Raw genomic sequence first — 14060 nt, 5'->3', positions numbered from 1 at the left:
GCGGCGCTCAGGCGGCGTTGTTGCCGAGTGCCTTCTTGAGCAGCGCGTCGAGTTCCGCGAATTGCGGTGCGCCGACGTAGCGCTTCAGGATCTTGCCGTCCTTGTCGACGACGAAGGTCGTCGGCGTGAGCTGCACGTTGCCGAACTGCTTCGCGACGCTGCCGTCGTCGAGCGCGACCTTGAACGGCAATTGGCGCGTCTGCGCGTAGTTCGCGACGTACATCGGCGGGTCGTAGTTCATCGCGACCGCGACGAATTCCAGCCCCTGGCCCTTGAAGCGATTGTAGGTATCGACCATCTGCGGCATTTCCTGCATGCAGGTCGCGCAGCTCGTCGCCCAGAAGTTCACGAGGTAGACCTTGCCCTTCAGGTCGCCGGCCGTCGACACCTTCTGGCCCGACAGCAGCGTGAACGTGGCGTCCGGCACGGTGGACTTGCCGTTGAACGCGAAGAAGCCGGCAACGGCGATGGCCGCGACGACGACGGCCGCGACGATATAGCGGGCGGGGCCGGTGCGGCGCTGGGCGGGAGGCGTGGTGTTCATCTGCGGTGCTCTCGGAGTCGGTCGATGACGCGGGTCGATGCAAGGGACGTCGAAATTCGGCGCTCATTTTAGCGCGAATGCGGCCCGTGCACCGGCGGCCACCTCACATCCCGGCCGTCGGGTTCGGCGGATAATGGGCGTTTTGCCTGTCCCCATCACTGCCATGCCGAAGGAAGTCATCGAATTGTTGCGCCCCCTTTTTCGTCCGCTGCGACACTTCGCCGCGCTCGCGTGCGTGAGCGCGGCGCTGGCTGCGTGCTCGCCGTCATATGACTGGCGCACGCTGCACAACGATGCCGGCTACACGATCGACCTGCCGGCGAAGCCGACCGTCGAGAACCAGCCGGTGGCGGTGGGCGGCGCGTCGATGCCGATGCGGATGCAGGCCGCGCACGTCGACGGCGCCGTGTTCGCGGTCGGCACGCTGACGCTGCCGGACGACCGCGACGAGACGCGCCGCGCGGCGCTCGACTTCCTGCAGGCCGGGTTGTCGCGCAATCTCGAAGGCACGCCGCAGATCGCATCGGTGCCCGTGCCGCTCGCGGCCGGCGGCGCGGTGAACGGGCTCGAGCTGCGCATTGCCGGTGCAGCCAGCGGCGGCGACCATGCGCGCAAGACGATCATCGCGCGGCTCGTCGCGCGCGGCCGTCACGCGTACCAGGCCGTCGTGATCGCCGACGGGCCGCTTGCGCAGGAGCAGCTCGACCAGTTTTTCGGCTCGTTCAAACTCGACTGATACTGGCCGGCGAGGGCGCTCAGACACTCTGTGACAATTGAAAGTTCATTCGCAGCTTTCGACGCTAATCGCCGGATTTTGCGGGGATTTTTCGGCTATCCACAGCGCATGTGGATAACTTTGTTGAAAAGTTTGCCAAATCCGCCGCAAAGCCATGCCGGACGGCCTTTCGGGACATTTGGCGGCTCGTGCGCCGTTTAGGAAAGATCAATAAAAACAACGGGATAGAAATTCCGCAATAAGAGAGCGTCCACGCGAGCCGATCCGGGGCCGGATTCGTGGAATTGTGCATAAGTCAAGTCTTGACAGTCTAATTTTGTCCTCCGCAGGCGTTTACAGCGCCGTCAGCGCGCGCCGGTAGCGGATCGCTTCGGCGATCTGCGCGGCCGTCGGCAGCGGGTCGCCGGCGAGGTCGGCGATCGTTCGCGCCACCTTCAGCACGCGGAAATACGCGCGCGCGGACCAGCCGAAGCGTTCGCCGGCCTCGCGCAGCAGCCGCTCGCCGTCGCCGGTCGGCCGGCACAGATCGTCGGTCTCGCGGCCGCTCAGCATGTGATTCGTCTTGCCCTGCCGGTCGAGCTGCAGCGCACGCGCTTGCGCGACCCGCGCGGCGACCGCCGCGCTCGATTCGCCGGGCGTCGTCGCGCGCGACGCGAGTTCCGCTGGCGACAGCGCGGGCAGGTCGATCTGGATGTCGATGCGATCGAGCAGCGGCCCCGACAGCTTGCGCAGGTAGCGCGCGGCGACGTCCGGCGAGCAGCGGCAGCGCCCGGACGGATCGCCGTGCCAGCCGCACGGGCACGGATTCATCGCGGCGATCAGCTGGCAGGCGGCGGGGAAGTCGGCTTGCTGCGCCGCGCGCGAGATCGTGATGCGGCCGACTTCCAGCGGCTCGCGCAGCATCTCCAGCACGTGCCGGTCGAATTCGGGCAGCTCGTCGAGAAACAGCACGCCGAGGTGCGCGAGCGTGATCTCGCCCGGCTGCGGCGGGTTGCGGCCGCCGACCAGCGCGGCGGCGCTCGACGAATGATGCGGCGAGCGGAACGGCCGCCGCCGCCACTGCGCGGGCGAGAAGCCGAGACGGCTCGCGGAAAGGAGCGCGGCCGACGTCAGCGCTTCGTCGTCGGTCAGCGGTGGCAGCAGGCCGGGCAGGCGCGCGGCCAGCATCGACTTGCCGGCGCCGGGCGGCCCGACCATCAGCATGTGGTGGCCGCCGGCGGCGGCGACTTCGAGCGCGCGCCGCGCGCCACGCTGGCCGACCACGTCGGCGAGATCGGGGGCGGCCGGCGTCGGCAGTCCGTCGAGGCGCGGCGCCGCGACCGGCTTGAGCCGGGCGTCGGGCGCACCGGCGAGATGCGCGCACAGCGCCGGCAGGTCGGGTGCACCGAACACGGTAACGCCCGGCACGAGCGCGGCCTCGGCGGCGCTGTCGAGCGGCAGGTACAGCTCGGGCGGGCGCGACGGGGCGGTCGCGCCGGATATCGCGGCGCAATCGGGGCTGGAACCGAGACCGGGCCGGAGCCCGGAATCGGGACGGGAATCGAAACCGGAGCCGAAGCCCGCTCCGGCGCCACCCGCACGCCAGTCGCGGGCCGCGCCGCACGCCATCGCGAACGCGCCGCGCATCGGCCGCAGTGCGCCGGTCAGCGACAGTTCGCCGGCGAATTCGCGGCCGGCCAGCGCGTCGGCCGGGATCTGGCCGTTCGCCGCGAGGATGCCGAGCGCGATCGGCAGGTCGAAGCGGCCCGACTCCTTCGGCAGGTCGGCCGGCGCGAGATTGACGGTAATGCGCCTGACGGGGAATTCGAATCCGCAGTTCTGCAGCGCGGCGCGCACGCGCTCGCGGCTTTCGCGGACTTCGAGATCGGGCAGGCCGACGATCGAGAACGACGGCAACCCGTTGGCGAGGTGGACTTCGACGGTGACGTCCGGCGCGCGGCCGGCCGCCGGCGCGCGACTGCGCACCACGGCAAGCGACATGGCGAGGCTCCTGTAAAGGAATCGGACGGCAACGGCCGTTCGGGGCCGCATGCCGCGGGAATCGGAGGAATCGGTGCGCGCTTGCCGGCGTGGCGCGGAGAAAGAACGAGGAACTGCTGAAACGAAGAACAGCGAAGAGCGAGGGACTGCGGAGTACGACGAAACGGCGGAGCGATTTCGGGGTAGCGGGCGCGAGCCGCACGAGGCGGCCCGCGCCCGGACCCGTCGGTCGGGCGGGGCGTCAGGCCTGGGGTGCCGTGAGCTTCTGCTCGAGTTCCGCGACGCGCTTCTCGAGTTCCTCGAGACGCACGCGGGTGCGGGCGAGCACCTGGGCCTGCGTGTCGAACTCCTCGCGCGTGACGAGATCGAGTTTCGAGAAGCCTTGCGACAGCATGGCCTTCACGTTGCGCTCGACATCCTTGGCCGGCGAGTTTTTCAGCAGGTCGCTGACGCGCGACTGCAGATCGTTGAAAACGTCGCTGGGTTGCTTCATGTGGTTACCCTTCCTTGCACAAAAAATGTGCATCTTCAGTTGCGTACGTGCCCATGATGCACGCATGACCGGAAATGGTGCGCCGGCGGCGCGAATTCCGGGCATGGCGCCCGCATGGGTGAATGGCCCGGTGATCCGGGACGTGCGTGCACTCTAGCAACGATCCTTTCGCCGCGCCAGCAAACCCGGCCCACATTGGCCATTCGGCCGGGCTCGCGCGCCTTTCGGCATGCGATGCGACCCCGCTTCCGGGCCGTTCGAGACGGCGCTCTCGCGAACATGGCATGCGAGTTGCTGAGAAGAGAACCGTTACAACATTCCAACCAATTCGACGGGACACCCAGCGAGAGGACTTCATGAAACTGATTACCGCAATCATCAAGCCGTTCAAGCTCGATGAGACACGCGAAGCGCTCTCCGCGCTCGGCGTCTCGGGCATCACCGTGACGGAGGTGAAGGGGTTCGGGCGCCAGAAGGGGCACACCGAGCTGTATCGGGGCGCGGAATACGTGGTCGATTTCCTGCCGAAGATGAAGATCGAGGCGGCCGTGTCGGACGACCTCGTCGACCAGGCGGTCGAGGCGATCGAGCGGGCCGCGCGCACCGGCAAGATCGGCGACGGGAAGATCTTCGTCACGCCGATCGAGCAGGTGATCCGGATCCGGACCGGGGAGACAGGCGCGGACGCGCTGTAACGAACAAGACAAGCGACAAGAGGAAACCCGAGATGCGCAAACTTCTGATGTCCCTGCTGATGGCCGGCTCGCTGATCGCGGCCGGCGTCGGCCCCGCGCTCGCCGACGACGCGGCGTCCGCCGCGGCTGCGTCCGCGCCCGCCGCCACGGCGTCCGATGCCTCCGCTGCCGCAGCGCCCGCCGCTTCGGCGCCGGCCGCCACGGACGCATCGGCACCGGCTGCCGCCGCACCCGCTTCGGGCGCCGCCGACGCATCGGCCGCCCCCGCCGCGCCGACCGCACCGTTCTCCGTCGATTCGTCGAAGATCAGCGCCGGCGACACCGCGTGGATGCTCACGTCCACCGCGCTCGTGCTGTTCATGACGATCCCCGGCCTCGCGCTGTTCTACGCCGGCATGGTCCGCAAGAAGAACGTGCTCGCGACCGTGATGCAGAGCTTCGCGATCACCGCGGTGATCACGGTGCTGTGGACGGTGGTCGGCTACAGCCTCGCGTTCACGCCGGGCAACGGCTTCATCGGCGGCCTGTCGCGCGTGTTCCTGCACGGGATGACCTACGTGAAGGGCGACAAGGCGACCACGCTGACCGTCAGCCACCTGGCGACGACGATTCCTGAGTCGGTCTACTTCGTCTATCAGATGACGTTCGCGATCATCACGCCGGCGCTGATCTGCGGCGCGTTCGCCGACCGGATGAAGTTCTCGGCGATGCTCGTGTTCATGACGCTCTGGTCGCTGATCGTCTACGTGCCGATCGCGCACATGGTGTGGGAGCCGACCGGCTGGCTGTCGTCGGACGGCGTGCTCGACTTCGCGGGCGGCACCGTGGTGCACATCAACGCCGGTATCGCGGGCCTCGTGTCGTGCCTGATGCTCGGCAAGCGGGTCGGCTTCGGCCGCGAATCGATGGCGCCGCACAACCTGGTGCTGACGATGATCGGCGGCTCGATGCTGTGGGTCGGCTGGTTCGGCTTCAACGCGGGTTCCGCGGTCGCGGCCGACGGCCGTGCCGGCTTCGCGATGCTGACGACGCAAGTGGCCACGGCCTGCGCGGCGCTCGGCTGGATGTTCGCCGAGTGGCTCACGCACGGCAAGCCGTCGGTGCTCGGCATCGTGTCGGGTGCGGTCGCGGGCCTCGTCGCGATCACGCCGGCCGCCGGTTTCGTCGGCGTGACGGGCGCACTCGTGATCGGCATCGCGGCCGGCGTCGTGTGCTTCTGGTCGGCGACCTGGCTCAAGTCGAAGCTCGGCTACGACGATTCGCTCGACGCGTTCGGCGTGCACGGCATCGGCGGGATCCTCGGCGCGTTGCTGACGGGTGTGTTCGCGGTCAAGGATATCGGCGGGGCCGACGGCAGCCTGCTGCTGCAGGCGAAGGGCGTGCTGATCACGCTGGTGTACAGCGGCGTGCTGAGCTTCGTGCTGCTGAAGCTGATCGACCTGACGATCGGCCTGCGCGTGACCGAAGAGGAAGAGCGCGAAGGTCTCGACGTGGTGCTGCACGGCGAACACGTCGAATAAGTCATAAGGATGAACGGCGGGCCGCCGCGCAGACGGCGCCCGCGACGAATGAGCGCAGCGACTTCGGCCCGCCCACCCGGCGGGCTTTTTTTCTCCTGACGCCTGCTGTCGCAGCGCATAACCCTTCGACCTATCGGGTCAATAGCCGAAAACTTCCTCCAAACCCTTGTGAAGCCGGGAACAATCCCCAAATGGGCAAGGCAATTGCTCTACAATCTTCATTCTCCCGCTCGCGAGTGATTCATGGTTCCCCACCTCGTTACCGCGTTGAACGGTCCGCTGCTCGAACTCGAGCAGAAGATCCTCGACGCGACGCCTGCGATCGAACGCTGGTTCAGGCTCGAATGGCAGGAACACACCCCGCCGTTCTATTGTTCGGTGGACCTGCGCAACGCCGGCTTCAAGCTGGCGCCCGTCGACGCGAACCTGTTCCCCGGCGCGTTCAATAATCTGCCGTCCGAAGTGCTGCCGCTCGCCGTCCAGGCCGCGATGGCCGCGATCGAGAAGATCTGCCCGGACGCGAAGAACCTGCTCGTGATTCCCGAGCTGCCGACCCGCAACGCGTTCTACCTGGAAAACGTCGCGCGGCTCGCGACGATCATGCGCCAGGCCGGCCTGAACGTCCGCTTCGGCTCGCTCGATCCGAGCATCACCGACATGACGCCGATCACGCTGGCCGACGGCCAGAAGATCGTGCTCGAGCCGCTCGAGCGTTCGCAGCGCCGCCTCGGCCTGAAGAATTTCGATCCGTGCTCGATCCTGCTGAACAACGACCTGTCGGCAGGGATTCCGGCCGTGCTGGAAAACCTGCACGAGCAGTATCTGCTGCCGCCGCTGCATGCGGGCTGGGCCGTGCGCCGCAAGTCGACGCACTTCTCGTGCTACGACGACGTCGCGAAGAAGTTCGCGAAGATGGTCGGCGTCGATCCGTGGATGGTGAATCCGTATTTCGCGCACGTCGAAGGCGTCGACTGGCAGGCCCATGAAGGCGAGCAGGCGCTCGCCGACGCGATCGACGGCGTGCTCAAGAAGATCGCGCGCAAGTATCGCGAATACGGCATCAGCGAAAAGCCGTACGTGGTCGTGAAGGCCGACGCGGGCACCGCGGGGCGCGGCGTGATGACCGTGCACGACGCGGCCGAGATCGGCCGCATGTCGAAGGCGGAGCGCGCGCAGATGGCCGAATCGAAGGCTGGCCTCGCGGTGCGCGACGTGATCGTGCAGGAAGGCGTGTATACGTTCGAGCGCGTCGGCGACGAAGTCGCGGAGCCCGTCGTGTACATGATCGACCGCTACGTGGTCGGCGGCTTCTACCGCACGCACGGCGGCCGCGAGCGCGACCAGAACCTGAACGCCCCCGGCATGCATTACGTGCCGCTCGGCTTCGAGCACACCGCGCTGCCGGATGCCGGCGCGAAGCCGGGCGCCGCGCCGCCGAACCGTTTCTACATGTACGGCGTCGTCGCGCGGCTGTCGCTGATCGCGTCGTCGATCGAACTGGAAAAGACCGATCCCGAAGCCATCCAGGTGTAACGGCTTCGCTACGTACAGGACCCGCATGGACATTCTCTTTATCGCCGACCCGCTCGAGCGCTTCAAGATCTACAAGGATTCGACCTACGCGATGATGGCGGAGGCCGCGCGGCGCGGGCATGCGGTGTACGCATGCGAGCCGCACCAGCTTGCGTGGACGGGTTCGGGCGTCGAGGCGGACGTGCAGCGCGTGACGATCGTCGGCGACACGGCCGACCTGCATCGTCATCCGTGGTACGAGACGGCCGCGCACGAATCCCGGCAGCTGACGTCGTTCGGCGCGGTGCTGATGCGCAAGGATCCGCCGTTCGACATGGAGTACGTGACGGCCACCTGGATGCTCGAGCTTGCCGAGCGGGCAGGCGCACGCGTGTTCAACAAGCCGCAGTCGATCCGCGATCACTCGGAGAAGCTCGCGATCGGCGAGTTTCCGCAGTTCGTCGCACCGACGCTCGTCACGCGCGACGCCGCGCGCCTGCGGGCATTTCACGCCGAGCATGGCGACGTGATCGTGAAGCCGCTCGACGGCATGGGCGGGATGGGCGTGTTCCGCGTGAAGGCCGACGGAATGAATCTCGGCGCGATCATCGAGATGCTGGGCCATGACGGCACGCGCTCGCTGATGATCCAGAAGTTCATTCCCGAGATCAAGGCGGGCGACAAGCGCATTCTGCTGATCGCGGGCGAGCCGGTGCCGTATTCGCTCGCGCGGATTCCGCAGGGCAGCGAAGTGCGCGGCAATCTCGCGGCGGGCGGGCTCGGCGTCGCGCAGCCGCTGACGCCGCGCGATCGCGAGATCGCCGAGACGCTCGGCCCCGTGCTCGCGGCGCGCGGGCTGCTGCTGGTCGGCCTCGATGCGATCGGCGACTGGCTGACCGAGGTGAACGTGACGAGCCCGACGTGCTTCCGCGAAATCATGGAGCAGACGGGTTTCGACGTCGCCGCGATGTTCATCGACGCGCTGGAGCGGGCGGCCGCGTAGCCCGTTTTCCGCGCAACCCCGGCGGCGGCCGCGCAGGTCCCCCGTCGCCGGAGCGGTTCGATCGGCCTGCTACAATGCCCGCTTGCCCGGTGCCGCGACCAGCGCGCCGAAGGCCCGGCGGTCGGGCCGAAACCGTTGCAAGGCTGAACATGAAACGTTTCCCACACTCGCTACGCTCATTGCCCCGTCGCGGGGTATCGGCCCGCCAGGGGCGGCCGGGAGCGGTCTGACATGGCCGGGATTCTGATCATCGCGCATGCCCCGCTCGCCACCGCGCTGCGGGACTGCATCGCGCACATCTACGGCGGCGTGCCCGCGCGCATCGGCTGTATCGACGTGATGGCGGACAGCGACCCCACCCAGGTGATGGCGTTCGCGCATGCGGAGCTCGCGCGGCTCAGGGAAGAGAACGGCGTCGTCGTGCTGACCGACATGTACGGCGCGACGCCCGCGAACATCGCGGGGCAACTGGCGAAGCTCGAGAACGTGCGCGTGCTCGCCGGCGTGAACCTGCCGATGCTGGTGCGCGCCGTCTGCTACCGCACGGTGCCGCTCGACAAGCTCGTCGACAAGGCGCTGTCCGGCGGCGCGAAGGGCGTTCACGAGGTATCGGCCGGCACGCCGCCGCCGCCGTCGGAAACCGGCTGCGGCCAGTGCGCGCCGATTCCGCCCGAGCCGCAACCGCGCACCGAATCGCACTGACCATCCCGTTTTCCGTTTCAGACTGACCCGCCGACGCCCGTCGCCGGCGGCCTCGACCGACCCGACCGAGAATCATGCTTCAACAAGAAACCACCATCGTCAACAAATTGGGGCTCCATGCGCGCGCATCGGCCAAGCTTACGCAACTGGCCGGCAACTTCCAGTCGGAAGTCTGGATGACGCGCAACGGGCGCAAGATCAATGCGAAGAGCATCATGGGCGTCATGATGCTGGCGGCGGGCATCGGCAGTACGGTGACGATCGAGACCGAGGGGCCGGACGAACGCGAAGCGATGGATGCGCTGCTCAAGCTGATCGCGGACAAGTTCGGCGAAGGTCAGTGATTCCGCGCGGGATCACTGCCGTTTCGAATCGGAATGCCGCGTTTTTCGCGGCATTTTTTTCGTCTGAAGCATTGATACGTAACGCGTAATGCTGCGCTGCACGCAGTCAGCATGAGGGGACGGAATTTATAATCGCTAACCGGGGTCATAAGCGCATCGCAGCAGTGTGCCGCGGCTTTACATGTACAGAGGAGGTGCGCGTGTCCTTCACGCTGCATGGCATTCCCGTCTCACGTGGTATCGCGATCGGGCGAGCGTACCTGATCGCGCCGGCGGCGCTCGACGTCGCCCATTACCTGATCGAAGCGAACCAGATCGATGCCGAGGTCGAGCGTTTCCGCACGGCGCTCGAAACCGTGCATCACGAACTCGAGGCGCTGCGCGCCGACCTGACCGACGACACCCCGACCGAAGTGGGCGCGTTCATCGACGTGCACGCCATGATCCTGAGCGACGCGATGCTCGTGCAGGAAACCATCGACCTGATCCGCACGCGGCGCTACAACGTCGAATGGGCGCTGACCGAGCAGCTCGAACTGCTCACGCGCCACTTCGACGACATCGAGGACGAATACCTGCGCGAGCGCAAGGCCGACATCGAGCAGGTGGTCGAGCGCGTGCTGAAGGCGCTCGCGGGCGCGCCGTCCGCGTCGCAGGCGCTCGATCGCGCGGCCAGGAACGGCACGAACGAGATGATCGTCGTCGCGCACGACATCGCGCCGGCCGACATGATGCAGTTCAAGTCGCAGTCGTTCCAGGCGTTCGTCACCGATCTCGGCGGCCGCACGTCGCACACGGCGATCGTCGCGCGCAGCCTCGGCATTCCGGCCGCGGTCGGCGTGCAGCACGCGAGCGCGCTGATCCGCCAGGACGACCTGATCATCGTCGACGGCGACCAGGGCATCGTGATCGTCGATCCGGCGCCGATCGTCCTCGAGGAATATTCGTACCGCCAGTCCGAGAAACTGCTGGAGCAGCGCAAGCTGCAGCGCCTGAAGTTCTCGCCGACGCAGACGTTGTGCGGCACCAAGATCGAGCTGTACGCGAACATCGAGCTGCCCGACGACGCGAAGGCGGCGGTCGAGGCCGGCGCGGTCGGCGTCGGGCTGTTCCGCTCGGAGTTCCTGTTCATGCATCAGAAGGAGATGCCCGAGGAGGAGGAGCAGTTCGCCGCGTACAAGCGTGCGGTCGAGTGGATGAAGGGCATGCCGGTGACGATCCGCACGATCGACGTCGGCGCGGACAAGCCGCTCGAGGCGCTCGACGAAGGCTACGAGACGGCGCCGAATCCGGCGCTCGGGCTGCGCGCGATCCGCTGGAGCCTGTCCGAGCCGCAGATGTTCCTCACGCAGTTGCGCGCGATCCTGCGCGCGTCCGCGTTCGGGCAGGTGAAGATCCTGATCCCGATGCTCGCGCACGCGCAGGAGATCGACCAGACGCTCGACCTGATCCGCGAGGCGAAGCGCCAGCTCGATGACGCGGGGCTCGCATACGATCCGAACGTGCGTCTCGGCGCGATGATCGAGATCCCGGCTGCGGCGATCGCGCTGCCGCTGTTCCTGAAGCGCTTCGACTTCCTGTCGATCGGCACGAACGACCTGATCCAGTACACGCTCGCGATCGACCGCGCGGACAACGCGGTCGCGCACCTGTACGACCCGCTGCATCCGGCGGTGCTGCACCTGATCGCCTATACGCTGCGCGAAGCGAAGCGGGCGGGCGTGTCGGTGTCGGTGTGCGGGGAGATGGCCGGCGACCCGGCGCTCACGCGCCTGCTGCTCGGGATGGGGCTCACCGAGTTCTCGATGCATCCGAGCCAGTTGCTGGTGGTGAAGCAGGAGATTTTGCGTGCGCACCTGAAGGCGCTCGAGAAGCCGACGGCCGACGTGCTCGCCGCGTTCGAGCCGGAAGAAGTGCAGGCGGCGCTCAAGCGCCTGGCGGTCGCCGAGCCGCGCGCGGACGCGGCCGCCTGAGCGGCAGCGGCGCAGGCCGCTGCCGCGCAACCGGAGTCGCGAAATAGTCGCGAAACGTCACGCATGCGCCGCCGGCGCATGCATCCGGCGCGCGTCAGTGCCGGCCGCCGCACACCGGGCAGTCGGCCTGGCGCGCGATCTTCATCGTCGTCCATTCCATCCGCAGCGAATCGAGCATCATCAGCCGGCCGTTGAGCGTCGTGCCGATCCCGCCGATCACGCGCAGCGCTTCGGCGGCCTGCATCGCGCCGATGATCCCGACCGTCGGCGCGAACACGCCCATCGTCGAGCACGCGACTTCCTCGAACGGCTGGTCTTCCGGAAACACGCAGGCATAGCAGGGCGCGGCCGGATCGCGGAAATCGAACGTGCTGATCTGGCCGTCGAAGCGCAGCGCGGCGCCCGACACGAGCGGCACGCCGTGCGCGACGCACGCACGGTTGATCGCGTGGCGCGTCGCGAAGTTGTCGGTGCAGTCGAGCACGACGCTCGCGCGCGGCACGTGTTCGTCGAGCCACGCATCGTCGACGCGCGCCGCGACCGCGTGCACCGTCACCTCGGGGTTCAGCTGCGCGAGCGCGTCGCGTCCCGATTCGACCTTGCTGCGGCCGACCGAGGCCGTCACGTGCAGGATCTGCCGCTGCAGGTTCGTGAGATCGACCGTGTCGGCGTCGACCAGCGTGATCGTGCCGACGCCGGACGCCGCGAGATACATCGCGGCCGGCGAGCCGAGGCCGCCGGCGCCGACGACGATCGCATGCGCGTCGAGAAAGCGCTGTTGTGCCTCGATGCCGATTTCGTCGACGAGGATGTGGCGGGAGTAGCGAAGGAGTTGATCGTCGTTCATGGAGAAGTCGTGAGCGAGGCGGACCTGCTGGCTATTCTAGGCGCGCATGAAAAACGGGCCATCGCGGTCTTCCCGCGATGGCCCGTCGGATGCCGGCCGGCGCTTACTGCGGTGCCGACGCGGGCTTCGGTGCGGCGGCCTTCGTGCCCGACGCCTTCGCGGCGGACGCGGCCTTGGCCGCAGGGCTCTTCGTCGTGCTCTCGGCGAGCAGCGACTTCGATTCCTGCACCGGCTTGCCTTCGAGCTTGTTGAGCGCCTGCTGCATCATGAAGTCGTCGGCGCTGCCGAACTCGATCGGCTTGCGATCGCGGTCCTTCTGGCGTTGCTCCGGCGTCTTCTTGTCGTTCTGCTCTTCGAGGATGCGCAGCTGATCCATCCGGCGCTGCTCGCGCTCTTCCTGTTCCTTCTTCTCGTTCGGATCCTGCGTGTTCGCGAGGTGGTTCGAGTAATCGACTTCACGCGTCACGAGCACGTCGTCCGGATCGCCGTCCGCGTACTGATCGACCGGCACGTCAGGCGTGATGCCCTTGTTCTGGATCGAACGGCCGCTCGGCGTGTAGTAGTACGCGGTCGTCAGGCGCAGTGCGGTGTCGGCCGTCATCGGGCGGACCGTCTGCACCGAGCCCTTGCCGAACGTCGTCTTGCCCATGATCAGCGCGCGCTTCGAATCCTGCAGCGCACCGGCGACGATTTCCGACGCGGACGCCGAATACGCGTTCGTCAGCACGATCATCGGCACGGTCTTGAAGACCGGCGGCAGGTTCTTCAGCGGATCGCCGTCGAAGGACGGCAGGCGATAGTTGTCGTAGGTGTCGCGGTAGACCTGCTTCGAATCCGGGATCTGGCCGTTGGTCGACACGACGACGGAGTCGGGCGGCAGGAACGCGCCGGCGACGCCGACCGCGCTCTGCAGCAGGCCGCCGCCGTTGTTGCGCAGGTCGACGATCAGGCCCTTCAGGTTCGGCTGCTGGCGTGCGATGTCCTGCAGCTTCGCGGCGAGATCGGGCGTCGTGCGCTCCTGGAAGCTCGTGATCCGGATGTAGGCGTAGCCCGGGTCGAGCAGCTTCATCTTCACGCTCTGGACCTTGATGATCGCGCGCGTGACCGTGACCGGGAACGTGCGGTCGTCGCTCTTGCGGAAGATCGTCAGCGTGACCTTCGTGCCCGGCTCGCCGCGCATCTGCTTGACGGCCTTGTCGAGCGTCATGCCGCGCACCGGCTTGTCGTTGATGCGGGTGATCAGGTCGCCCGGACGGATGCCGGCGCGGAACGCGGGGGTGTCCTCGATCGGCGAGATCACCTTGACGAGGCCGTCTTCCTGCGAGATCTCGATGCCCAGGCCCGCGAAGCGACCCTTCGTCTGCTCCTGCAGTTCATCGTAGTCGGTCTTGTCGAGGAACGACGAGTGCGGGTCGAGGCTCGACACCATGCCCTTGATCGCCGCCGTCAGCAGCTTCTTGTCGTCGACCGGCTCGACGTACTCGCGCTTGATCTGGCCGAACACTTCAGCGAACAGGCGAAGCTGGTCGAGGGGAAGCGGGGCCGTGGCGGTTTGTTCGGCCGACGCCGAAATCTGCAGCGTGGCGAACACGCCCGTGGCGAGGCCCGCGGCAATCAGGCCGATGTTCTTCAATTTCATTCGCATAGAGAGTCTGGTGCGGTCGGGAAGCGCGTGGCGGTAGCGGGGATGTAGCGGACAAGTATAACTGTT

13 protein-coding genes are annotated in these 14060 nt (G+C 67.3%); 8 read left to right on the top strand and 5 right to left on the bottom strand.

What is annotated here, in order from left to right:
- Positions 1 to 7: 7 nt before the first annotated feature.
- A complete protein-coding gene (locus BME24068_RS26235; RefSeq protein WP_174927848.1) occupies positions 8 to 544 on the bottom strand; it encodes a TlpA disulfide reductase family protein in 537 nt (178 codons plus the stop codon).
- A gap of 163 nt (positions 545 to 707) precedes the next feature.
- On the opposite strand from BME24068_RS26235, the gene BME24068_RS26230 reads away from it, so the two are divergent.
- On the top strand, positions 708 to 1280 hold the full coding sequence (locus BME24068_RS26230) for a hypothetical protein (RefSeq protein ID WP_174927847.1): 573 nt from the start codon (positions 708 to 710) through the stop codon (positions 1278 to 1280).
- Between the two features lie 333 nt (positions 1281 to 1613).
- On the opposite strand, the gene BME24068_RS26225 is transcribed toward BME24068_RS26230, so the two are convergent.
- Together BME24068_RS26225 and BME24068_RS26220 are read right to left on the bottom strand one after the other, a co-directional pair.
- Positions 1614 to 3260, bottom strand: a complete 1647-nt coding sequence (locus BME24068_RS26225; RefSeq protein WP_174927846.1) for a YifB family Mg chelatase-like AAA ATPase — start codon at positions 3258 to 3260, stop codon at positions 1614 to 1616.
- 241 nt (positions 3261 to 3501) lie between these two features.
- Entirely contained in the window at positions 3502 to 3753 is a 252-nt protein-coding gene (locus tag BME24068_RS26220; RefSeq protein WP_096507419.1) for an accessory factor UbiK family protein, read from the bottom strand.
- A 356-nt stretch (positions 3754 to 4109) separates the two neighbouring features.
- On the opposite strand from BME24068_RS26220, the gene BME24068_RS26215 reads away from it, so the two are divergent.
- From BME24068_RS26215 to ptsP, 7 genes are all read left to right on the top strand, one after another.
- Positions 4110 to 4448 (top strand): P-II family nitrogen regulator, encoded by a 339-nt coding sequence (locus tag BME24068_RS26215; protein ID WP_006398175.1) that lies wholly within the window; start codon positions 4110 to 4112, stop codon positions 4446 to 4448.
- Positions 4449 to 4480: 32 nt separating this feature from the next.
- Entirely contained in the window at positions 4481 to 5968 is a 1488-nt protein-coding gene (locus BME24068_RS26210) for an ammonium transporter (protein WP_096507418.1), read from the top strand.
- A 243-nt stretch (positions 5969 to 6211) separates the two neighbouring features.
- Entirely contained in the window at positions 6212 to 7501 is a 1290-nt protein-coding gene (gene gshA, locus BME24068_RS26205; RefSeq protein ID WP_044848231.1) for a glutamate--cysteine ligase, read from the top strand.
- Positions 7502 to 7526: 25 nt separating this feature from the next.
- The gene (gene gshB, locus BME24068_RS26200; protein ID WP_096507417.1) at positions 7527 to 8483 is read left to right on the top strand and encodes a glutathione synthase; all 957 of its coding nucleotides are present in this window, start codon (positions 7527 to 7529) and stop codon (positions 8481 to 8483) included.
- Between the two features lie 231 nt (positions 8484 to 8714).
- Complete coding sequence (locus BME24068_RS26195; RefSeq protein ID WP_096507416.1) at positions 8715 to 9185, top strand: PTS sugar transporter subunit IIA; 471 nt, start codon at positions 8715 to 8717, stop codon at positions 9183 to 9185.
- A gap of 74 nt (positions 9186 to 9259) precedes the next feature.
- Positions 9260 to 9529 (top strand): HPr family phosphocarrier protein, encoded by a 270-nt coding sequence (locus BME24068_RS26190; RefSeq protein ID WP_006477716.1) that lies wholly within the window; start codon positions 9260 to 9262, stop codon positions 9527 to 9529.
- Positions 9530 to 9729: 200 nt separating this feature from the next.
- Complete coding sequence (ptsP, locus tag BME24068_RS26185) at positions 9730 to 11502, top strand: phosphoenolpyruvate--protein phosphotransferase (RefSeq protein WP_096507464.1); 1773 nt, start codon at positions 9730 to 9732, stop codon at positions 11500 to 11502.
- Between the two features lie 94 nt (positions 11503 to 11596).
- Here the strand turns inward: ptsP and BME24068_RS26180 are convergent, their stop codons facing one another.
- Together BME24068_RS26180 and BME24068_RS26175 are read right to left on the bottom strand one after the other, a co-directional pair.
- Positions 11597 to 12349, bottom strand: coding sequence for a HesA/MoeB/ThiF family protein (locus BME24068_RS26180; protein WP_096507415.1), 753 nt, complete (start codon positions 12347 to 12349; stop codon positions 11597 to 11599).
- Between the two features lie 103 nt (positions 12350 to 12452).
- Entirely contained in the window at positions 12453 to 13994 is a 1542-nt protein-coding gene (locus tag BME24068_RS26175) for a S41 family peptidase (RefSeq protein ID WP_174927845.1), read from the bottom strand.
- Positions 13995 to 14060 lie beyond the last annotated feature (66 nt).

Source organism: Burkholderia anthina (genome assembly GCF_902498995.1).
In the GTDB taxonomy this organism is placed as follows: Bacteria; Pseudomonadota; Gammaproteobacteria; order Burkholderiales; family Burkholderiaceae; genus Burkholderia; species Burkholderia anthina.
The sequence above is the reverse complement of the archived record's forward strand: the minus strand, read 5'-3'. Positions and strand labels throughout refer to the sequence as shown.

Excerpts from the sequence above, each read along its gene's own strand:
- gshA (WP_044848231.1), top strand. The coding sequence starts at position 6,212 with ATGGTTCCCCACCTCGTTACCGCGTTGAACGGTCCGCTGCTCGAACTC.
- BME24068_RS26190 (WP_006477716.1), top strand. The coding sequence starts at position 9,260 with ATGCTTCAACAAGAAACCACCATCGTCAACAAATTGGGGCTCCATGCG.
- BME24068_RS26180 (WP_096507415.1), bottom strand. The coding sequence starts at position 12,349 with ATGAACGACGATCAACTCCTTCGCTACTCCCGCCACATCCTCGTCGAC.
- BME24068_RS26235 (WP_174927848.1), bottom strand. The coding sequence starts at position 544 with ATGAACACCACGCCTCCCGCCCAGCGCCGCACCGGCCCCGCCCGCTAT.
- BME24068_RS26225 (WP_174927846.1), bottom strand. The coding sequence starts at position 3,260 with ATGTCGCTTGCCGTGGTGCGCAGTCGCGCGCCGGCGGCCGGCCGCGCG.
- BME24068_RS26210 (WP_096507418.1), top strand. The coding sequence starts at position 4,481 with ATGCGCAAACTTCTGATGTCCCTGCTGATGGCCGGCTCGCTGATCGCG.
- BME24068_RS26220 (WP_096507419.1), bottom strand. The coding sequence starts at position 3,753 with ATGAAGCAACCCAGCGACGTTTTCAACGATCTGCAGTCGCGCGTCAGC.
- BME24068_RS26195 (WP_096507416.1), top strand. The coding sequence starts at position 8,715 with ATGGCCGGGATTCTGATCATCGCGCATGCCCCGCTCGCCACCGCGCTG.
- BME24068_RS26175 (WP_174927845.1), bottom strand. The coding sequence starts at position 13,994 with ATGCGAATGAAATTGAAGAACATCGGCCTGATTGCCGCGGGCCTCGCC.
- BME24068_RS26230 (WP_174927847.1), top strand. The coding sequence starts at position 708 with ATGCCGAAGGAAGTCATCGAATTGTTGCGCCCCCTTTTTCGTCCGCTG.
- gshB (WP_096507417.1), top strand. The coding sequence starts at position 7,527 with ATGGACATTCTCTTTATCGCCGACCCGCTCGAGCGCTTCAAGATCTAC.
- BME24068_RS26215 (WP_006398175.1), top strand. The coding sequence starts at position 4,110 with ATGAAACTGATTACCGCAATCATCAAGCCGTTCAAGCTCGATGAGACA.